The sequence below is a fragment of the Azorhizobium sp. AG788 genome (assembly GCF_943371865.1).
In the GTDB taxonomy this organism is placed as follows: Bacteria; Pseudomonadota; Alphaproteobacteria; order Rhizobiales; family Xanthobacteraceae; genus Azorhizobium.
In genome coordinates this window covers 23337-43941 of record NZ_CALRWL010000014.1, presented here as the reverse complement: position 1 = coordinate 43941, position 20605 = coordinate 23337, and the positions used below count along the sequence as shown (strand labels likewise).

At 67.5% G+C, this 20605-nt stretch carries 19 protein-coding genes; 15 read left to right on the top strand and 4 right to left on the bottom strand.

Features of this window, described 5'->3' with window-relative positions:
- The first annotated feature begins 4 nt into the window (after positions 1 to 4).
- The 15 genes from panB to AAG816_RS10465 all read left to right on the top strand — a co-directional run bounded on the left by panB (position 5) and on the right by AAG816_RS10465 (position 16278).
- Complete coding sequence (gene panB, locus AAG816_RS10535; protein WP_341989569.1) at positions 5 to 835, top strand: 3-methyl-2-oxobutanoate hydroxymethyltransferase; 831 nt, start codon at positions 5 to 7, stop codon at positions 833 to 835.
- A complete protein-coding gene (locus tag AAG816_RS10530; RefSeq protein ID WP_341989568.1) occupies positions 832 to 1680 on the top strand; it encodes a penicillin-binding transpeptidase domain-containing protein in 849 nt (282 codons plus the stop codon). Before panB ends, AAG816_RS10530 begins: the two co-directional genes overlap by 4 nt.
- Positions 1681 to 1966: 286 nt before the next feature.
- The gene (locus AAG816_RS10525) at positions 1967 to 2719 is read left to right on the top strand and encodes a tetratricopeptide repeat protein (RefSeq protein ID WP_341989567.1); all 753 of its coding nucleotides are present in this window, start codon (positions 1967 to 1969) and stop codon (positions 2717 to 2719) included.
- A gap of 11 nt (positions 2720 to 2730) precedes the next feature.
- The gene (locus AAG816_RS10520) at positions 2731 to 2964 is read left to right on the top strand and encodes a hypothetical protein (RefSeq protein WP_341989566.1); all 234 of its coding nucleotides are present in this window, start codon (positions 2731 to 2733) and stop codon (positions 2962 to 2964) included.
- Between the two features lie 126 nt (positions 2965 to 3090).
- Entirely contained in the window at positions 3091 to 4443 is a 1353-nt protein-coding gene (gene der, locus AAG816_RS10515) for a ribosome biogenesis GTPase Der (RefSeq protein WP_341989565.1), read from the top strand.
- A 32-nt stretch (positions 4444 to 4475) separates the two neighbouring features.
- The gene (locus AAG816_RS10510) at positions 4476 to 4976 is read left to right on the top strand and encodes a DUF1566 domain-containing protein (RefSeq protein ID WP_341989564.1); all 501 of its coding nucleotides are present in this window, start codon (positions 4476 to 4478) and stop codon (positions 4974 to 4976) included.
- Positions 4977 to 5069: 93 nt separating this feature from the next.
- Entirely contained in the window at positions 5070 to 6059 is a 990-nt protein-coding gene (locus AAG816_RS10505; RefSeq protein ID WP_341989563.1) for a L,D-transpeptidase, read from the top strand.
- A 32-nt stretch (positions 6060 to 6091) separates the two neighbouring features.
- Positions 6092 to 7018, top strand: a complete 927-nt coding sequence (gene mepA / locus AAG816_RS10500; RefSeq protein WP_341989562.1) for a penicillin-insensitive murein endopeptidase — start codon at positions 6092 to 6094, stop codon at positions 7016 to 7018.
- A 134-nt stretch (positions 7019 to 7152) separates the two neighbouring features.
- Positions 7153 to 8313 carry an LPS export ABC transporter permease LptF gene (gene lptF, locus AAG816_RS10495; protein WP_341989561.1) on the top strand — a complete coding sequence of 387 codons (1161 nt, stop codon included), beginning with the start codon at positions 7153 to 7155 and terminating at the stop codon, positions 8311 to 8313.
- A gap of 6 nt (positions 8314 to 8319) precedes the next feature.
- Positions 8320 to 9411, top strand: a complete 1092-nt coding sequence (gene lptG, locus AAG816_RS10490) for an LPS export ABC transporter permease LptG (protein ID WP_341989560.1) — start codon at positions 8320 to 8322, stop codon at positions 9409 to 9411.
- Positions 9408 to 11891 (top strand): LPS-assembly protein LptD, encoded by a 2484-nt coding sequence (locus AAG816_RS10485; RefSeq protein WP_341989559.1) that lies wholly within the window; start codon positions 9408 to 9410, stop codon positions 11889 to 11891. The genes lptG and AAG816_RS10485 overlap by 4 nt, the downstream gene beginning before the upstream one ends.
- 111 nt (positions 11892 to 12002) lie before the next feature.
- Positions 12003 to 12905 (top strand): SurA N-terminal domain-containing protein, encoded by a 903-nt coding sequence (locus AAG816_RS10480; protein ID WP_341989558.1) that lies wholly within the window; start codon positions 12003 to 12005, stop codon positions 12903 to 12905.
- Positions 12905 to 13945, top strand: coding sequence for a 4-hydroxythreonine-4-phosphate dehydrogenase PdxA (gene pdxA, locus AAG816_RS10475; RefSeq protein ID WP_341989557.1), 1041 nt, complete (start codon positions 12905 to 12907; stop codon positions 13943 to 13945). The genes AAG816_RS10480 and pdxA overlap by 1 nt, the downstream gene beginning before the upstream one ends.
- Positions 13946 to 14060: 115 nt before the next feature.
- Positions 14061 to 14942 carry a 16S rRNA (adenine(1518)-N(6)/adenine(1519)-N(6))-dimethyltransferase RsmA gene (gene rsmA, locus AAG816_RS10470; RefSeq protein ID WP_341989556.1) on the top strand — a complete coding sequence of 294 codons (882 nt, stop codon included), beginning with the start codon at positions 14061 to 14063 and terminating at the stop codon, positions 14940 to 14942.
- Between the two features lie 55 nt (positions 14943 to 14997).
- Complete coding sequence (locus tag AAG816_RS10465) at positions 14998 to 16278, top strand: histidine-type phosphatase (protein ID WP_341989555.1); 1281 nt, start codon at positions 14998 to 15000, stop codon at positions 16276 to 16278.
- Between the two features lie 71 nt (positions 16279 to 16349).
- Here the strand turns inward: AAG816_RS10465 and gmk are convergent, their stop codons facing one another.
- The 4 genes from gmk to fabF form a co-directional block, all read right to left on the bottom strand.
- Positions 16350 to 16955 carry a guanylate kinase gene (gene gmk / locus AAG816_RS10460; RefSeq protein ID WP_341989634.1) on the bottom strand — a complete coding sequence of 202 codons (606 nt, stop codon included), beginning with the start codon at positions 16953 to 16955 and terminating at the stop codon, positions 16350 to 16352.
- 96 nt (positions 16956 to 17051) lie between these two features.
- Positions 17052 to 17939 carry a YicC/YloC family endoribonuclease gene (locus tag AAG816_RS10455; protein ID WP_341989554.1) on the bottom strand — a complete coding sequence of 296 codons (888 nt, stop codon included), beginning with the start codon at positions 17937 to 17939 and terminating at the stop codon, positions 17052 to 17054.
- Between the two features lie 33 nt (positions 17940 to 17972).
- A complete protein-coding gene (mltG, locus tag AAG816_RS10450) occupies positions 17973 to 19127 on the bottom strand; it encodes an endolytic transglycosylase MltG (RefSeq protein ID WP_341989553.1) in 1155 nt (384 codons plus the stop codon).
- A gap of 178 nt (positions 19128 to 19305) precedes the next feature.
- Positions 19306 to 20568, bottom strand: coding sequence for a beta-ketoacyl-ACP synthase II (gene fabF, locus AAG816_RS10445; RefSeq protein ID WP_341989552.1), 1263 nt, complete (start codon positions 20566 to 20568; stop codon positions 19306 to 19308).
- Positions 20569 to 20605: the final 37 nt, after the last annotated feature.

Genomic DNA, 20605 nt, shown 5'->3' with positions numbered 1-20605 from the left:
CGCCATGTCCATTCAAGCCGAGGCCCGCCGGGTCACCGCGCCCGAGATCCGTGCCCGCAAGGGCGGCGAACCCATCGTCAGCCTCACCTCCTATCATGCGCACACCGCCCAATTGCTGGATCGCCATGTGGATGTGATCCTGGTGGGCGACAGCCTGGGCATGGTCATGCATGGCCTGGAAACCACCGTGCCGGTGACCGTGGACATGATGATCGTCCATGGCCGCGCCGTGGTGCGCGGCACCAAGCAGGCGCTGATCGTGGTGGATCTGCCATTCGGCAGCTATGAGGCGAGCCCGGTGGAAGCCTTCCACACCGCCGCCCGCATCCTGAAGGAGACCGGCGCCGGCGCGGTGAAGCTGGAAGGCGGACGCCGCATGGCCGAGACCGTCCGCTTCCTGGTGGATCGCGGCGTGCCGGTGATGGGCCATGTGGGCCTCACCCCGCAGGCGATCAACACGCTGGGCTCGTTCAAGGCTCGCGGCCGCGACGATGCGGAGGCCGAGGAAATCCTGGCGGATGCCCATGCGGTGTCGGAGGCGGGCGCCTTCTCCATCGTGCTGGAGGCCATCGCCGAACCGTTGGCCCGCCGAATCACGCAGGAGGTGGCGACGCCCACCATCGGCATCGGCGGCAGCCCAGCCTGTGACGGCCAGATCCTGGTGCTGGAAGACATGCTGGGCCTGGCCCCCCGGGTACCCAAGTTCGTCAAGCGCTATGCGGAGCTGGGGCCGGCCATCGAGGCGGCGGTCTCCACTTATGCCCAGGAGGTGCGGGCGCGCACCTTCCCGGCAGCGGAGCATGTCTATGCTTCGCGGGTGAAGAAGGTCTCGTGAGGCGTTCGACCCGCGTTCCGGGACGTCTTGCCCCATGGCTGGCCGGCATCGCCCTCGGGCTGGTGCTGGCGGGCCTGATCGGGGGCGTGCGGCCCGCGGCGGCGGCGGAATGCCTGCTGGTGACCGATGCGCAGACCCGCACGGTGGTGGCGCAGTCGGGCGCCTGCATGGCGCGCCATTCGCCATTCTCCACCTTCAAGATCGCCATCTCCCTGATGGCGTTCGATGCCGGCCTGCTGGAAAGCGCAGCCTTGCCCGTTCTGGAGACGGAGCCAGGGCTGGCGGACTGGAACGCGGCTTGGCGTGGCCCGCAGACGCCGCAATCCTGGATGACCCACTCCGTAGCGTGGTTCTCCCAGGTGCTGACCCGCCGCCTGGGGCCGGAGCGGTTCGCCGCTTATGTTAAGGACTTTCGTTACGGGAACGAGAATGTGGGCGGGGTCAAGGGCGCCGAGGACGGATTGATCAGCGCCTGGCTGGGCTCGTCTTTGGTGATCTCGCCACGGGAGCAGGTGGATTTCCTGCGCCGCATGCTGGGGGGGGATCTGCCGGTGTCGCGGCAGGCGGTGGACCAGACCCGCGCCCTGCTGAAGGCGCAGGAGACCCCGCTCGGCTGGAGCCTGTTTGGTAAGACCGGCGCCGGCTATGCCCGCCGCCCCGATGGCACGCTGGACAAGTCCCGCCCCATGGGCTGGTTCGTGGGCTGGGTGGAAAAGGACGGGCGTACCCTGATATTCGCCCGCTTCACCGCTTTGGACATCCCGTCGGCGGAGCCGCTGGGGCAGGTGGCGCGGCGCCAATTGCTGGCGGCGCTGGCGCCGGTTCTGAGTGCCCAGGCGCGGTGAGAGGGGGGCCGCCATCGGGGCGCCCCTCTGCAATTTGATCGCGAAAGCCTATCAATGCGAGCCGATCTATGTCTTTTTCCGTCGACTGCCGGTGCGGGAGGCGTCGGGCGCGGGATCGTGTCCGGGGTCGGCATTGGGCTGACGGCGCCGGGCGAGATGCGGGCGCGGTCAAAAAATGGCAAGAATCGGGGCGTTTGCCACGATGAGGCCGCATGGATAACTTACCGGCCCTTGCCTGGCCCCCGTTTCACGGTGGCGTGCGGGCCGTCGCGCTTTTGGACTTTGAATGACCGACATTTTTCACGAGATCGATGAAGACCTCCGGCGCGAGCGCTTCCGCCGCCTGTGGGACCGCTTCGGCATTTACCTCATCATCGCCGTGGTGGCGGTCATTCTCGGCACGGCGGCGTTCAGCGGCTATCGCTGGTGGGTGCAGAAGCAGGCGCAGGCGGCCAGCGTGCAATTTGAAGCTGCCGTGAAGCTGGCCGACGCCGGCAAGCACCAGGAGGCGGAAGCCGCTTTCACGACGCTGGCCAAGGACGCACCCTCCGGCTACCGGGCCCTGGCGCGATTCCGCGCTGCCGGCGAACTGTCCGCGCGCGATGCCGCGGCGGGCGTCGCGGCCTTTGATGCCTTGGCGGCGGATACCAGCCTCACGGTCATCGAGCGCGATCTGGCGCGCATCCGCGCCGGCCTGATGCTGGTGGATACCGGCACGGTGGATGCGGTGAAGCAGCGCGTTCAGGCGCTCGCCGACGGGCAGAGCCCGCTGCGCCATGCGGCGCGCGAGCTGATCGCGCTGGCGCAATATCGGGCGGGCGACCTGCCGGCCACCAACGCCACCGCCTCCACCATCATTGCCGATCCGGAAGTGCCCTATGGCGTGCGCTCCCGCGCCGAGCTGCTGCGGACCCTGAGCGCTCCGGTGGCGGCGGCGGTTCCTGCGGCGCCCGGCGGCACTCCGGCCGCCCCGGCGGTCGCGCCGGCCTCCCCTTCCGTTCCGCCGGCGCCCGCCGCCGGCACTCCCGCCACGCAATGAGGAGCACCTTAATGCTTCGCGGCCGTCTTCGTATCGCCTGTGCCTTGATCCTCGCCCTTGGCGTTTCCGGGTGCGAGAGCCTGGAGAAGCTCAATCCCTTCGGCGACGGCAAGAAGCCGATCGTGGGCCAGCGCTCTCCGGTATTCCCGGAAGGCGTGCCCGGCGTCGAGGCCAAGGCCCCCGTGCTTCAGCCCAGCAATTCCAACGTTCCGCTCGGCGCTGCGCCCACTCTCAAGCCTGACTAGGCGGTGGGACCGGATGTCGGTCCGATCGCCTCACTCTTGTTCTCGCATCGGCTTTTTCGAAGTCCGCATCCCATTTTTTCGGGCCGATGCTACAGTTGCGGGCTCGTCCCGATGAAAGCCGTTCCCATGTCCTTCACCCTGGCCATCGTCGGGCGCCCCAATGTGGGCAAGTCCACCCTCTTCAACCGCCTGGTGGGCAAGAAGCTCGCGCTGGTGGATGACCGCCCCGGCGTGACCCGCGACCGCCGCGAGGGCGACGCGCGCCTCGGCGACCTGTCGTTCCGCATCGTCGATACGGCGGGGCTGGAGGAAGCCGATCCCGGCAGCCTCGAAGGCCGCATGCGGGCGCAGACCGAGACCGCCATCGGCGATGCGGACGCGCTGCTGTTCATGATCGACGCGCGCTCGGGCCTCACCCCCACCGATCACGCCTTCGCCTCCCTGGTGCGCCGGGCCGGCAAGCCGACCATCCTGGTGGCCAACAAGAGCGAAGGCCGCGGCGGCGAAGCCGGCGCGCTGGAGGCCTATAATCTTGGCCTCGGCACGCCGATTCCGCTCTCCGCCGAGCATGGCGAGGGTCTGTCCGACCTCTATGACGCCATCTGCGAGGCCCTGCCGGCGCAGACCTTGCCGATGCTGGAGGAGGATGAGGACCCCGACGGCGAGCTGGACCCCAACCGTCCCATCAAGGTGGCGGTGATCGGCCGGCCCAATGCGGGCAAGTCCACCCTCATCAACCGGCTGTTGGGCGAAAATCGTCTGCTTACCGGCCCGGAAGCCGGCATCACCCGTGATTCCATCGCCGTGGATGTGAACTGGAACGGCCGCGCTCTGCAGGTGTTCGACACCGCCGGCCTGCGCAAGCGCGCCCGCATCGACGACAAGCTGGAGAAGATGTCCGCCACCGACGCGCTCCGGGCGCTGAAGTTCGCCGAAGTGGTGGTGGTGCTCATGGACGCCACCTGTCCGTTCGAGGAGCAGGATCTGCGCCTCGCCGATCTGGTGGCGCGGGAAGGCCGGGCCATCGTGCTCGGCTACAACAAGTCCGACCTCGTGACCTCCGCCGCCTTCTCGCGGCTGCGGGAGGAGGCGGACCATTGGCTGCCGCAGGTGCGGGGCGTGCCCATCGTCCCCCTCTCCGGCCTCACCGGGCGCGGCCTGGATAAATTGGTGGAGGCCATCGGCGAGGCCCACGCGATCTGGAACACCCGCATCGCCACCAACCCGCTGAACAAGTTCCTGGAAAACGCCACCGATACCCATCCGCCGCCGGCGGTGTCCGGGCGCCGGGTGAAGATCCGCTACATGACCCAGCCCAAGGCGCGCCCGCCCACCTTCGTCATCTTCTGCTCGCGGCCCGAGGCCATCCCGGAGAGCTATCTGCGCTATCTGACCAACGGCTTGCGCGAAGCCTTCAAGCTGCCGGGGGTGCCGATCCGGCTGAATTTGCGCGAGAAGGACAATCCCTACGCCACCTGAGGGGTGGCGGGGATGTCGGTGAGGACCGCGATATGTCTGCGGCGTGGCGGCTGGTCGCCGGCCTTCTGGCGGTTCTGCTCATGCCCGCAGGCGCGCAAGCGGCTTGCAAGGGGAGCGCGGCCGCGCCGCGCTTCACCCTGTCCGGCGGCGAGGCGCGCGATGGCGCCTCCGGGCTCCTCTGGCAGCGGTGCAGCCTCGGCCTGACCTGGACCGCAAACGGCTGCACCGGCGAACGCACCGGCCTGAACCTTGCGGATGCGAAGACGGCGGCGCTGGCGGCTGGGGGCGGCTGGCGCCTGCCCACGGTGGATGAACTCTACGACCTGGTGGACGAGGGCTGCGGCGAGCCGCCCGTCGACGTGAGCGCATTTCCCGATCTCGGCGGCACCCTGGACATCGAAGAGTCGTTCTGGACCTCCACCGAGGCCGGCATGCTGAACATGGTCTACCAGGTGGACTTCGCCACCGGGCTCGCCGATGCCCGCAGCCAGGGCTATGCGCTCTCGGTCCGGCTGGTGCGCGCCGGGCCTTGAGGGGGAGGCGCACGGCATTCCGGCCCGCTCGTAACGGCCCGTTTACCCTACGGCGATAATCTTCCCGATCGAACAAAGCCGGGGAGAACGGGCATGTCGGTGCGCGGCGTGGATCGCAGGCAGATGCTGAAACTGGCGGCGGCCCTGGGCGGCGGTGCCGCGCTCGCCGCGCTGGGGCCGGCGCGGGCGGCGGAGGATGCCGACGAGGCCGCCATCCGCGCCCTGAAGCCCGGCGAGTTCGTCTGGTATCCCGAGCGGGCGCCGCAGGGCATGGTGGCCGTGGTGGTGGCCCTGCCGGAGCAGCGCTGCTTCGTCTATCGCAACGGCGTGCGCATCGGTGTCAGCGCCGTGTCCTCCGGCCGCGAGGGGCATTTGACCCCCACCGGAGTGTTCACCATCCTGGCCAAGGATGTGGACCATCATTCCTCGCTCTATAACGAAGCCTCCATGCCCTATTCCGAGCGCCTGACCTGGTCCGGCGTGGCGCTGCATGCGGGCGGGTTGCCCGGCTACCCGTCCTCGCACGGCTGCGTGCACCTGCCACTGGCCTTCGCCAAGCTGCTCTATGGCGTCACCGAGGTGGGAACGCCGGTGATCATTTCTGACGGCCATACCGGCCCGCAGGACGTGCTGGACCCCGGACTGATCCTGCCCCCGGACGTGACCGCCGCGCTGGGATCGAGCAAGGATGCCAAGGAGACACCCAGTCCCGAGCCCGTCTCCATCGTCGCCAGCGGCGCCGACCGCCGCATCATCGCCCTGAAGGGCGGGGTCGAGGTGCTGAACGGGGCGATCTCGATCCAGGACCCGGATCGGCCCCTGGGCAATGTGGTTTACGTGCTGACCGCGCAGCCCACCGGCGAGCCGCCGCGCTGGGTGGCGGTGAGCTATGAGGGCAACGGCGCCAAGGGCGGCGTGGCCCAGGAGGCGCTCTCCCGCCTGATCGTGGCCCCCGCCATCAACCAGCAACTGGCCGCGCTGCTGATGCCCGGCGCCACTTTGCTGGTGACCGAATTGCCGGCCAATCCCGATACTCGGTCCGGGCGGGATTTCGTCATCCTCAATCCCCATGGCACGGTGTGATGCGGCGTCCTGTTGTCGGTTCGATGGTTCGTATGCTCTCCCGCGGCGTGTCCCTCGTGGCTCTGGCCGGGGTTGCTTTCGGCGGTGGCGGTTTCGCCTTGGCCCAGACCGCGCCGTCCGCCTCGGTGCCGGCCAAGGAATTGTTCGGCGCCGCGGCGACGCCGGCGCCTTTGGCGGCGCGATCCATCGGCTTTTATTCCAAGGGCTGCCTGGCCGGCGGCGTGCCGCTGCCGGCCGATGGCCCCGCGGCGGGCGCGGCCAAGCCTGCGGGAACCGGACCGCTGTGGCAGGCCATGCGCCCGTCCCGCGACCGCGCCTGGGGTCATCCCGACCTGATCGACTTCCTGGAGCGATTCGCCACCGAGGTGCCGCGGGTCTCCCGCTGGCCGGGCCTGCTGGTGGGGGATATGTCGCAGCCCCGCGGCGGTCCCATGCGCACCGGCCACGCCTCGCATCAGGTGGGGCTCGATGCCGACATCTGGCTGACCCCCAGCCCCGGCCGGGCGTTGTCGCGGGCCGAGCGGGAAAGCCTTTCGGCCACCATGATCGTGCGCCCGGACCGCCTGGACGTGGATGCCAAGGCCTGGACCCCCGACCATCTGGCGGTGATCCGCACCGCCGCGCGTGATTCTCGCGTGGAACGCATCTTCGTGAACGCGGCCATCAAGAAAGCGCTGTGCCGGCAGGCGGAGGGCGATCGCACCTGGCTCTCCAAGGTGCGGCCCTACTGGGGGCACGATTACCACATGCATGTGCGGCTGTTCTGCCCCAAGGACAGCCCCGACTGCCGCCCGCAGGAACCGCCCGCCGCCGACGATGGCTGCGGCAGCGATCTGGCCTGGTGGTTTACGGATGAGGTTCTGCATCCGAAGCCCCCGACGAAGCCGGAAAAACCGCGCCCACCCTTGGTTCTCGCCGACTTGCCGCCGGCCTGCGCCGCGGTTCTGGACGCCCGCTAGGCCGTGGGCTTCCCAATAGGCAGCCACCTGCCGCGTTCCGCCTCATTTGCAAGAGCTCTAGGTTGCGGGTATCCAAGGGGCGATTTTCCAGAGCGCGCGTCGGGGCGGCGAGTGCGCACAAGGCATGGGTCTTGATGGGCCGTCTCGATCGTTACATCTTCTCGACCGCCGCGGTGGCGTTCGTCGGAGTTACCGTTGTGCTCGCCGGGATGATCTGGGCGACGCAGGCGTTGCGTCAGCTCGACCTGGTGACGAGCCAGGGGCAGACGATCCTGGCCTTTGTGGCCATCACCTCCCTGACCATGCCCACCCTGGTGCTGGTGATCGCGCCCGCGGCGCTGTTCATCGCCACCGCCTACACCCTGCTGAAGCTGAACGGCGACAGCGAGATCGTGGTGATGGCCTCCGCCGGCATGAGCCATTGGCGGGTGCTGCGGTCGCTGATTCTGCTGGCCGTCCTGGTCTCCCTGTTCTGCTCGGCGCTGGCCATCGACATCGTTCCGGCGAGCTTGCGGGGCTTCCGTGACCAGGTGTCGCGGGTGCGGGCGGACGTGGTGTCCTTCGTCGCCCAGCCGGGCCGTTTCGTGAACCTGGCACCGGGGTTGGTGTTCCATGTGCGCGACCGGGCGAAGAACGGGGTGATGCGCGGCGTCTTCATCAATGACGCCCGCGAAAAGGAAATATCCACTTATGTGGCCGATCGTGGCCAGATCGTAGAGACCGAAAGCGGCATTTTCCTCGTGTTGGAACAGGGTTCAATCCATCGCCGCGTCCCGGGAGCCGCCAGCAACGGCTCGGTGGTGGAGTTCCAGCGCTATGCGTTCGATCTCTCCGCCTTGACCCCCGGCGGGCAGAGCGGCGCCGATATCCGGCCCAACGAGCGCTCGTTCGCCTACATCACCGAGCCGGACAAGAAGGATCCCTATCTGCTGATGCAGCCGGGGCGCTTCCGCGAGGAGTTCCACAAGCGCCTGTCCTCCGGGCTCTATCCGCTGGCCTTCTTCGCGGTGGCGGCGGCGGCTCTGGCGCTGCCGCGCACCACCCGCGAAAGCCGCGGCCTGGCGCTGGCCGCCATCATTCCGGTCATGACCGCGCTGCAGATCGCCAATTTCGCGGTGACCGGCCAGTTGCGCACCGCCACCTGGGCGGTGCCGGTGGTCTATCTGCTGCCGGTGCTCTCCATCATCCTGGCGGCGCTGGTGCTACAAGGGTGGGTCAGGCTCTCCTTGCCGGGTCCGGTGGCGCGGCTGTTGAACAGCCTGTCGCGCCGTGTCGCGCGCCTTTCGGCACCGTGAGCGCACATGATCGGTCGCACGCTCGGATTTTATTTCGCACGGCGCTTCGTGTCGGCCGTGGCGATGATCTTTTTGTCCTGCGTCGGCCTCATCATGCTGGTCGACTTCCTGGAGATGAGTCGGCGTGTGGCCGATCGCGACAGTGTGGGCGCCCTCGATGTGGCGCTGCTGACGATCTACCGCACCCCGGCCTTTACCGAGCAACTGCTGCCCTTTGCGGTCCTGTTCGGCGCCATGGCCACGTTCGTGACGCTTTCGCGCAAGCTGGAACTGGTAGTGGCACGGGCGGTGGGTCTCTCGGTCTGGCAGTTCTCGTTTCCGCCCATCTTCGTGGCCTTCCTCATCGGGGTGTTTGCCACCTGCGTGTTCAATCCGATCTCCGCCGACTTCAAGGAGCGCGCGAACCGAATGGAGGCTGAGATCTTCAACACCGCCTCCGGCCTGTTCGCCCAAGGGTCCGCCGGCTTCTGGATCCGCCAGCAGAGCGTGGATGGTCAGGCCATCATCCAGGCGGCTGCCTCCCAGCAGGGCGGGCGGGTGCTTTCGGGCGTGACGGTGTTCGAGTTCGACCGCGCCGGACTGCTGCTGGAGCGCGTGGAAGCGCGATCCGCCACGCTCGGCGAAGGGGTCTGGAGCCTCGCGGACGCCCGGGTGGTGGTGCCCGGCTTCGATCAGCAGACGTTCGCGACCTATCTCATTGCCACCAAGCTGGATCCCAAGCAGATCCAGGAGACCCTGGTTTCACCCGAAACCGTGTCATTTTGGCAACTGCCTGATGCCATTCAAAATGCCGAGCAGTCCGGCTTCGGCGCGGCACGCTACCGCCTTCAACTGCAAAGTCTTTTGGCCCGGCCATTCCTGCTAATTGCCATGGTGCTGATTGCCGCAGTGGTTGGCTTAAGGGTGTTTCGTTTCGGCGGTGTGGGGCAGACGATTCTCGGTGGCGTGGTGGCGGGCTTTCTGCTTTATCTGGGAACCAAGCTCGCTGAGGATCTTGGCGAGGCCGGTGTGGTGCATCCCGTTGCGGCTGCATGGTTTCCTGCAGTCGCCGGCATCTTCTTGGGGGTATTGATCCTGTTGCATCGGGAGGACGGATGACGGTCGGGTTCCACCCCTCCGTGGCCCTTGGCGGGACGGCCCTGCGCACCATGGTGCGCCGGATCGGCACCCTTGCGGCTACCGGTTCCCTGATGCTCGGCCTGACCATGCTCGCCCCGGATGCGGCATTGGCGCAGGCGGCGGCTGGGCTGACCAGCGGGATTGGCATGGCCAATCCCAAGACCGATCCCAATTCCAAGATGCTCGTGACCGCCGACCAGCTGGTCTACGACTATAAGAACGACACAGTGTCCGCCGTCGGCAACGTCCAGGTCTATTATGACGGGCAGTCGGTGGAGGCCAAGCGCATCACCCTGTTCCGCAAGACCAACAAGCTGCGGGCCGAAGGCGACGTGCGCCTGAAGGAGAAGGACGGCAAGATCGTCACCGCCGACAATATGGAGCTGTCGCAGGACCTGAAAGAAGGCTTCCTGAACTCCTTGCGGCTGGACACGCCGGACAAGACCCATTTCGCCGCCACCCGCGCTGATCGCGCGGAAGGCAACATCACCGTCTTCCAGAATGGTATCTACACGGCCTGCGAGCCGTGCAAGGACAAGCCGGAAAAGCCGCCCCTGTGGCAGGTCAAGGCTGCCAAGATCATCCATAACGAAGACGAGAAGATGATCTACTACCAGGACGCGACACTCGAGTTCTTCGGGCTTCCGTTCGCCTATTTCCCGTATTTCTCGTCTCCCGACCCCACCGTAAAGCGCAAGACCGGCTTCCTGTTCCCGGAATTCTATTCCGGCAGCATGGTCGGCTACGGCGCCAGCGTGCCCTTCTTCTGGAACATTGCGCCGGATCGCGACGTGACGCTCGATCCCATGTTCTACAACAAGCAGGGCGTGTTGATGAAAGGGGAGTGGCGTCAGCGCCTGGAGAACGGCTCCTACAGCATCCGCGCCGCCGGCATTAACCAGCTGGACAAGGACGCGTTCATCAATAACGGCGTGCAGCCGGGCTATCGCGACAATCGCGGCATGGTGGAGAGCCATGGCCAGTTCGCCATCAACCAGAACTGGACCTTCGGCTGGGATGGCACCGTGGTGTCGGACCGCACCTTCCTGCGCGACTATGGGCTGGTCAGCTCGGACGTCACCGAGCGGGTGTCCCAGGCTTATCTGACCGGGCAGGGCGACCGCAGCTATTTCGATCTGCGCGGCATGTATTTCCTCGGCCTGTCGCTGACCGACGACCAGACCCGTCTGCCGGTGGTGGGAACGCTGGACTACACCTATGTGTTCGGGAAGCCGGTGTGGGGCGGTGAAGCGGGCATCAATGTCAACTTCACCACCTTGCAGCGCGACAATGCCGATTTCATCGGCATGTCCTCCACCACCGCGAACGGCGGCAATATTGGCATCCCGGCGGGGTCCTGCGCCCTGAGCAATCCAAATCCCACCCAGTGTCTGCTGCGCGGCGCGCCGGGCGACTACACCCGCCTGTCGGCGGAGCTCTACTGGAAGCGGACGCTGGTGGACAGCGCGGGCCAGATGTGGACCCCGTTCGCGCAGGTGCGCGTCGATGTGGCCCAGGCGGACATCAGCACGCTGCCCACCAACTACACCAGCGGCACCCTCATTCCCGGGCAGAACCCGTTGCAGTCCGGCAATGAGAGCCTGATCCGCGCCATGCCGGCGGTGGGCCTGGACTATAAGTATCCGTTCATCGCGGTGGAGAGCTGGGGCACCCAGACCCTCACGCCGCGGGCGCAGGTGGTGCTGCGGCCCAACGAAACCAGCATCGGCAAGTTTCCCAACGAGGACGCGCAGAGCCTGGTGTTTGACGACACCAATCTGTTCTCCGTGGACAAATACTCGGGCTATGACCGGGTGGAGGGCGGCGGCCGCCTGAACGTCGGCGTGTCCTATACCGCGTCCATCCGCGGCGCAGGTACCATCAGCGCCTTGGTGGGCCAGTCCTACCATCTGTTCGGGTTGAACTCCTTTGCCGAAGGCGACATGGCCAACACCGGCCTCCAGTCGGGCCTGGACACGGATGTGTCGGACTACGTCGCCCGGTTCAGCTACTCGCCCACGGACAAGCTGGAGTTCATCAGCCGCTTCCGCTTCGCCGAGGACAATGGCTCGCTCCAGCGCTTGGAACTGGAAGGCCGGACCCAGATCGACAAATGGTCGATCTCGGCGATTTACGGCCGTTACGCACCGCAGCCGCTGCTGGGTTATTATGATAACCGTGAAGGTATCTTCACCACAGTCGGGTACAAGCTGAACGAGAATTGGTCGCTGAACGGGGCCGTCCGCTATAACATCGTACAATCCGAGTTCGATTATACGATGGCCGGCATCAGCTATGCGGACGATTGCTTCACTCTCGCTCTGAACTACATCTCCGACTACGCAGCCAATGGCACCGGCGGGTCGCCAAACAACACCCTCTTGCTGCGCATCGGCCTGCGGACCTTGGGTGAGACCAGCATCAAGGGCAGCATCGGCAGTTCCACCACGTCAAATTAGTGTTGACGTGGCCTGCGGCTTGGCCCCATTGCCGCCACAGGAAAAGGGAACATGAAGCGCGCTCATCCTGACGACCTTTGCGGTGGTCGGGCGCAATTTCCGGGATGACCGATGACCGTTTGCCGTCGCCTCTGCCTTCTGATCGCTGCCGTCGTGGCCATTCTGTCGCCCGCCGCCGCCATGGCGCAGGTGCTGGTGATGGTTTCAGGCCAACCGATCACCGCCAATGACGTGAACCAGCGGGTCAAGCTGCATCAGCTGATCGAGCGCAAGGCGCCCTCCAATAAGGAGGTGCTGGAAGAACTGATCGACGAGCGCATCAAGATCCAGCAGGCCGCCCGCTTCACCATCACGGTGGACGATGACGAAGTGGACCGGATGTTTTCCAGTGTGGCCGAACGCTCGGGGCGTACGGCGGCTCAGCTGACCGCCGGCTTCGCCCAGTCCGGGCTCAATGCCAAGACCTTCAAGGAAAAGCTGCGCGCCGACTATGTCTGGAACCAATATGTGCGGGCCCGCTCGCCCGTGGTGAATGTGCGCGATTCCGACGTCGTCGCCGCCCTAAACCAGAAGGACGGGCCGCAGGCCTTCGTCGCCACCGAATACACCTTGCGCCCGATCGTTCTGGTGGTGCCGCGCAACGGCAGTAATCTCGGCGCGCGCATGCAGGAGGCCAGCGCGCTGCGCGCCAAGTTCAACGGCTGCGACGCGGGCATGGACCTGGTGAAGGGCATGAAGGAGACCGTCATGCGCTCCCCGGTCAGCCGTCTGTCCTCGGAAATGACCGAGCCCATGCGGAAGATCCTCGACAAGACCGAGGTCGGTCGCCTGACCCCGCCGGAAGCCTCCCAGTCCGGGGTGGAGCTGTTCGCCGTCTGCGCCAAGCGCGAGGTGAAGGGCGAGAGCTCCAAGAAGCGCGACGTCAAGGACCAGTTGATGAGCACGCAGTTCCAGGCGGAATCCAAGAAGCTGCTCGCCGAACTGCGCAAGACCACGCTGATCCAGTACCGCTGATGCCCGCCCCGGTGACGCCGGCCGCGCTGGCTCTGACGCTGGGCGAGCCCGCCGGCATCGGTCCGGACGTGACCCTCATGGCCTGGCAGGCCCGGCACACCGCCGGCCTGCCCGCTTTCTTCGCCGTGGGCGATCCTGATCTCCTGGCCGTTCGCGCCCGCGCTCTGGGGCTCGACATTCCGCTGCGCGCGGTCGCGCCCGGCGAAGCCGCGGCGGTGTTCGCCGATGCGCTTCCGGTGGTCCGCGCCGGTCCGCGTGCGACGGCGTCCCCCGGGACTCCCGATGCCACCAGTGCCGCCGCCGTGGTGGAAAGCCTCGACGCTGCGGTCGCCCTGGTGCTCTCCGGCGCAGCTGCCGGGCTGGTCACCGCCCCGTTGCACAAGGCGGTGGTCTATGGTGCGGGCTTCCCGTTTCCCGGCCATACCGAGTACCTCGCTGCCCGCTGCACCCCGCCGGGCGGTGCCGCCCCGCGGCCGGTGATGATGATCTGGTCTGAGCTGCTGGCGGTGGTGCCCGCCACCATTCATGTGCCGCTGGCCGACGTGCCGCGCCTGGTGACGGTGGACCTGCTGGTGGAGACCGGGCGCATCGTGGCCCACGACATGACCGCGCGCTTCGGCCTGGCCCGTCCCCGCCTCGCCTTCGCGGGTCTGAACCCCCATGCGGGCGAGAGCGGCACCCTGGGGCGCGAGGACGAGGACGTGGTGCGCCCGGCCGTGGCAGCGCTGCGCGCGCTCGGGATCGCGGCCTCCGGGCCATTCCCCGCCGATACCTTGTTCCATGCGGAGGCCCGTGCGGGATACGACGTGGTGATCGGCATGTATCACGATCAGGTGCTGATCCCCGCTAAGACGCTGGCCTTCCATGACGGGGTCAATGTCACCCTCGGCTTGCCCCTGGTGCGCACCTCGCCCGACCACGGCACAGCCTTCGACATTGCCGGCACCGGCCGGGCCAATCCCTCCAGCCTGATGGCAGCACTGCGCCTCGCCCGTCGGCTCGCGGATGTGGATGCCGGGAGCACGCGCCGATCTGCTTGATGCAGTCTGGCCGGATCGCACGGAGACGCGGCTGAGCGGACGCAAACCCCATGCGTTGCGGGAAGCGAGCGTGTAAGCAGGCGCGAATAGAGTTTGCGCAGGAGACGCATCGGCCGTGAGCGCCATCGACAATCTGCCCCCGCTGCGCGATGTGATCCGCGACCATGGTCTGTCCGCGCAGAAGTCGCTGGGCCAGAATTTCCTCCTGGACCTCAACCTCACCTCCCGCATCGCCCGCTCCTCCGGCCCCCTGGAAGGGGCGACCGTGGTGGAAGTGGGTCCCGGCCCCGGCGGCCTGACCCGCGCCTTGCTGGCGGGCGGCGTGGCCCGCGTGGTGGCGATCGAGCGCGACCATCGCTGCGTCGCTGCTCTCGCTGATGTGGCCGCCGCCTATCCCGGCCGGCTGGAGGTGATCGACGGCGATGCGCTGAAGGTGGATGTGGGCCCGCTAATCGCCGGTGCCGCGCCCGGCAGCGTGCGGGTGGTGGCGAACCTGCCGTACAATGTGGGCACCATGCTGCTGGTGAACTGGCTGTCCAGCGATCCCTGGCCGCCGTGGTTCTCCTCCCTGACCTTGATGTTCCAGCGCGAGGTGGCCGAGCGCATCGTGGCTCAGCCGGGCGACAAGGCCTATGGCCGGCTGGCGGTGCTCACCGGCTGGCGGGCCACGGCGCGCATTCTGTTCGATGTGGCGGCCTCCGCCTTTGTGCCTCCGCCGAAGATCACGTCGTCCGTGGTGCATCTGGTGCCGCGCACCGACCCTTTGCCCTGCGCGCTCGCCCATCTGGAGCGGGTCACCGAGGCGGCGTTCGGCCAGCGCCGCAAGATGCTGCGCCAGTCGCTGAAATCCCTGGGCGTCGATACGGCGGCGCTGCTGGAGCGCACCGGCGTGGAAGAGACCGCCCGCGCGGAGGAGATCGACGTGGCCGGCTTCGTGGCCCTGGCCAATGTCTATGCGGATCTCAAATCCGCCGGACGCCCGCCAAAGCAGGCTTGAACAGCGCCGGGCAAAACGGTTTACCTCTACCGTCTTGCCTGAGCTGGAAGCCCTCATGTCGATTCGTCCCCATGTCGTCGCCCTGACCCGCCCCGTGTCCAGCATGCTGGTGGCGATGGCGATCCTATGTGGGGCAGGGGGTACCCATGGCGCCCTGGCCGCCGAGCCGACCTTGGAAAAGGTGGTCCTGGTGCAGCGGCACGGTGTGCGTGCTCCCACCCAGGCGCCGGAGACACTGGCCGGCTGGACCGCGCGGCCATGGCCCACCTGGCCGGTGGGTCGCGGCCTGCTGACCCCGCACGGCGCGCAAGTGGTGGGCCTGGTGGCCGGCGGCATGCGGGACTATTTCGTCAAGGCTGGCGTGTTGCCGGCGCAGGGCTGTCCCGGCGAGGCCCTGGTGGTGTGGGCCGATGGCAAGGATGCGCGCACCCGCGAGAGCGGGCAGATGATGGCGGATCGCCTGGCGCCCGGATGCGGCGTCAAGGCGGCATTCTCGGACCCGGCGGCGTCGAAACGCCGGGACCCGGTGTTCGCCTCCATCGGCGGCGCCTGCGTGCTCGACAAGGCCGCGGCCCGCCGCGCGGTGGCCGCCGCGATCCAGACGCCCAATGGCCCGCAGATCGTCGACCCGGCCTCCGCCACGGCCATGGCCCGCATGACCGAAATCCTCAGGCCAGGCGCGCCGGCGAACGACCCTGCTGCCAGTAATGTGGTGGTGCGCAAGAGCGGCATCGCGGTGAAAGGGCCGCTGGCGGTAACGGCCAATGCGGCCGAGATCTTCCTGCTGGAATATGCGCAGGGCATGGCCGCGGGCGACGTGGCCTGGGGCGAAGCGTCAGATCCCGCCAAGCTCGGCGTGCTCCTGGCGACGCGGCAGCGGACGGTCGCGCTCACCCGCGCCTTGCCCTATGAGGCGCGCCGGCAGGGGGCGATGATTGCGCGCCTGTTCCTGGCCACCCTGGCGGGCAAGACCCGCCCGGCTGCGCCCGCGATCGGCCCGGGGGTGAAGGTGCTGGCGCTGGCTGGCCACGACACCAATCTGTCGAACATGGCCGGGGTGTTCGGCCTGGACTGGACCCTGCCGGGCCAGCCTGATGCCACCGCCCCCGCCACCGCCTTCTCCCTGGAATTGTGGCGCGACGACACCGGCACCCGCAGCGTGACCGCCACCATCTGGTATGCGGAGCTGGAGGGGATGCGGACCCTGAACCCCGCCTCCGTTAATCCGGTGCGGGTGCCGTTCCCCGGCTGCACGTCGGCCATCCCCGGCGCCTGTACCTTGGCGGATCTCAGCAAGACGGTGCTGGCCACCATTCCGGATGACTGCGGGCAGTGAGGGCAACGGCATATGCTTTCCCATGGAAAGCATATGCCGTCCCCGCGGCGATCGGCTGCCCAGGACCGCGCTTAGAGCGCGGCGCGCAAATCCGTCACGAAGCTGGCGAGGCCGGTGAGGCGGCGGCGCTTCAGGCGCTCGGCCTGGAGGATGGCTTTGAGCTTGGCGAGGCTGTCGTCCACATCCTGGTTGATCAGGATGTAGTCATATTCGGTGTAGTGGCTGATTTCGTCCGAGGCCTTGGACATGCGCTGGTGCACAACTTCTTCGCTGTCTTGGGCGCGGGTGCGCAGGCGCTGTTCCAGATCGGCGGCGGAGGGCGGCAGCAGGAACACCTTGACCAGGTCCTGGTCGGCGCTCTGGTCCAGCTGCTGGGTGCCCTGCCAGTCGATGTCGAACAGCACGTCGCGGCCGGCGGTCAGCGCCGCCTCCACCGCCTGGCGCGGGGTGCCGTAGAGATTGTTGAAGACGGTGGCGTGTTCCAGCAACTGGCCTTCGTCACGCAACTGCGCGAAGCGCGCCGCATCGACGAAGAAATAGTCCTTGCCGTCCTCTTCGCCGGGGCGGGGCGGGCGGGTGGTCACGGACACCGACATGGTGATGCGGTCGTCTTCCGCCAGCAGCTTGCGCGACAAGGTGGTCTTGCCGGCGCCGGAGGGCGAGGACAGCACCAGCATCAGGCCGCGACGGGCGAGGGCGGACTTTGAACCCGGCTTCCAACCCGGCAGAGCGAAATGGGAGGTGGGGGATGCGGCCATGGGTGGGCTCGGTCTCTATTCGATGTTCGCGATCTGCTCGCGGAACTGATCCACCAGCAGCTTCAGGTCAAGCCCGATCTGCGTCAGCGTCACCGCATTGGACTTCGAGCACAGGGTGTTGGTCTCGCGGTTGAACTCCTGGGCGAGGAAATCCAGCCGCCGGCCCACAGGCCCACCCTGGGCCAACAACTCCCGCGCGGCCCCCAGATGGGCGCTCAGGCGATCCAGTTCTTCGCGCACATCGGCCTTGGTGGCCAGCAGGATGGCTTCCTGATGGAGGCGCTCGGGGTCGAGGGCGTGATGGCTCTCGGCCAGCACCCGCACCTGCTCCGCCAGACGAGCCTGTATGGCCTCCAGGCGCCGCTCCGGCAGGGCCTCGGCGGCGGCGGCGAGGCGGGCGATGCCATCCAGACGCTCGGTGAGAATGGTGCGCAGGGCAGCGCCCTCGGCGAGGCGCATCACACTCAGGTCGGCGAGCGCCTGCTCGAAGCCTGCCAGGGCGTCACGGGCGATGGCCTCCCGGTCGCTCTCGGTCTGCTGGGCTTCCACCACCTCCACGATGCCCTTGACGCCCAGCAGGGCATCGAGCGTCGGCGGAGCGCTGCCGAGGGCGGCGGCGGCCTCGTTGGCAGCAGTGAACAGCGCCGCCAGAGCGGGGCGGTTGAGAGCCACCGCAATGCTGTCGCCTTCGCGGGTCACGGTGAAGGTGGCGGACACCGAGCCGCGGGACAAAGCCTTGGTAGCGGCAGCCCGCACGGCGGCATCCAGCGCATCGAAGCCGTTGGGCAACCGCAGGCGCAGGTCCAGGCCCTTGGCATTGACCGAGCGGATCTCCCACGCCCAGCGCCAGGCGCCGGTGAGGCCATGGGCGCGGGCAAATCCGGTCATGCTGGCAAGGGACATGGGGGCTTTCCTCGGGCCAGCTGGTGCCGGCACTTAGTTGTTGGGTTTCGCCGGGACCGGGGCGGGGGCCGCCGGAGCCGGCGCGGGCGGCGAAGGGGTGGTCGTGGCTGGCGCAGCCGGAGCTGCGGCAGGGGGCGCGGCCGGCGTTGCAGCCTTGGTCTTGGCGTCCGCCTCGATCTCGCGCCAGCGGGCGACGTTGCGGTTGTGCTGCTCCAGGGTCTCGGCAAAGACGTGGCCGCCGGTGCCGTCGGCCACGAAAAAGAGGTCCTTGGACTTCATGGGGTTGGCCACCGCCGCCAGCGAGCTCTTGCCCGGATTGCCGATGGGGCCCGGGGGCAGTCCGTCGATGGCATAGGTGTTGTAGGGCGTGGGGGTGGAAATGTCGGCGCGGGTGATGGGGCGCCCAAGGCTGCCTTTGCCGCCGACGATGCCATAGATGATGGTCGGGTCCGATTGCAGCCGCATCTTGCGGTTCAGGCGATTGACGAACACCGCCGCCACATGGCCACGCTCGTCCGCCTTGCCGGTCTCCTTCTCCACGATGGAGGCGAGAATCACCAGTTCTTCAGGCGATTTCAGCGGCAGGTCCGGTGCGCGCTTGGCCCAGATGTCGGCCACCACCTTCTGCTGGTCCGCGCTCATGCGCTTGATGATGTCCTGGCGCGGCTGGCCGCGCACCACCGCATAGGTCTCCGGCAGCAAGGTGCCTTCCAGCGGCACGCGGGTGGGACCGCTGAGCAGGTCACTGTCGTTCAGGCGATCGACCACCTGTTGGCTGGTGAGGCCTTCGGGAATGGTGATCTGATGCTGCACCACCCGGCCTTCCACCATGGCGTCAAGCACCGCTGGCATGGTGACGCCGGGCTTGAAGATATATTCGCCCGCCTTCAGCGCCTCGCCGCGATGGGTGAATTGCTGGCCGATCACGAACACCAGCCAGTTGCGGATGACGCCTTCGCGCTCCAGCAGGTCGGAAATATCGCGCAGGCCCTGGCCACGGGGAATGAGGACGTTCTTCTCGACCTTGAGCGGGCCGGGACCCTCGAACGCCAGACGGCCATACCAGGCGGTGAGGCCGCCGCCGACGGCGAGGAACAACAGCAAGGTGAATATGGCGCTGCCGATGGCCACCGCGGGGTGGTTGGCGCCGCGGCTGCGCCGCTTCGGCTTCGGCTCGGGCTGCGCCATTGCGGGTTTCCTCGGGGTTGCGCGGGGACGGGCTCCGCTCAGACTGCGCTCGCGCGCACCAGCCTCAATCGGAGCCGGAAAACCGCGTTGCCGGATATCACCGGCCGAGCGCGCCAGAGGCTAACGCGAAATATGGCGGGAGCGCGTCCCCCGTCACCGGACAGGGGACGCTCGCGCGTCAGGCGTCGTGGCGCTTGAACACCAGCGAGGCGTTGGTGCCGCCAAATCCGAACGAATTGGACAGAACCACGTCGATCTTGCGCGCCCGAGGCTTGAGCGGCACCAGATCGATCGGCGTTTCCACCGACGGATTGTCCAGATTGAGGGTGGGCGGAGCCACCTGGTCGCGAATCGCCAGCACGGAGAAGATGGCTTCCACCGCCCCGGCAGCCCCCAGAAGGTGGCCGATGGAGGATTTGGTGGAGGACATGGAGGTCTGCGCGGCGGTATTGCCCAAAAGGCGTTCCACCGCGCCCAGCTCGATGCCGTCGGCCATGGTGGAGGTGCCGTGGGCGTTGATATAGTCCACGTCGCCCGGCGTGACCCCGGCGCGCTTCAGCGCGGCGGTCATGCAGCGGAACGCGCCGTCGCCGTCCGGCGAGGGGGCGGTGATGTGGTAGGCGTCGCCCGACAGGCCGTAGCCGGTGAGCTCGGCATAGATCTTGGCGCCGCGGGCCTTGGCGTGCTCCAGCTCTTCGAGCACGACGACGCCGGCGCCCTCACCCATGAGGAAGCCGTCGCGGTCCCGGTCATAGGGGCGCGAGGCGCGGGTGGGATCGTCGTTGAACGCGGTCACCAGCGCCTTGCAGGCGGCAAAGCCGGCCAGTGCGAGACGATTGACCGGGGATTCGGTGCCGCCGGCCACCATCACGTCCGCATCGCCAAGCGCAATGAGACGGCCGGCATCGCCGATGGCATGGGCGCCGGTGGAGCAGGCGGTGACCACCGCATGGTTCGGCCCCTTGAGGCCGTGGGTGATGGACACATAGCCACCGGCCAGATTGATCAGGCGGCCGGGGATGAAGAAGGGCGACACGCGGCGCGGGCCCTTTTCCTTCAGCACCAGCGAGGTCTCGGCGATGCCTTCGATACCGCCGATGCCGGAGCCGATCAGGACGCCGGTATTGATCTGGTCTTCATAGCTGGTGGGATGCCAGTCGGCATCATCCAGAGCCTGCTTGGCAGCGGCCATGGCGAAGACGATGAACTCGTCCACCTTGCGCTGCTCTTTGGGCTCCATCCACTCATCGGCATTGAAGCTGCCGTTGCTGCCGTCACCACGCGGCACGCTCGCCGCGATCTTGCAGGGCAGATCGGAAACGTCAAAGTGCGAGACCCGGCTTGCGCCGCTCTCACCCGCCAGAAGCCGCCGCCAGGTCGGCTCGACGCCGCAGGCGAGCGGCGTCACCATGCCGAGGCCGGTGACGACAACACGTCTCATGAGGAGAACTCCGGAACCATCGTCACGACGGTCGCGG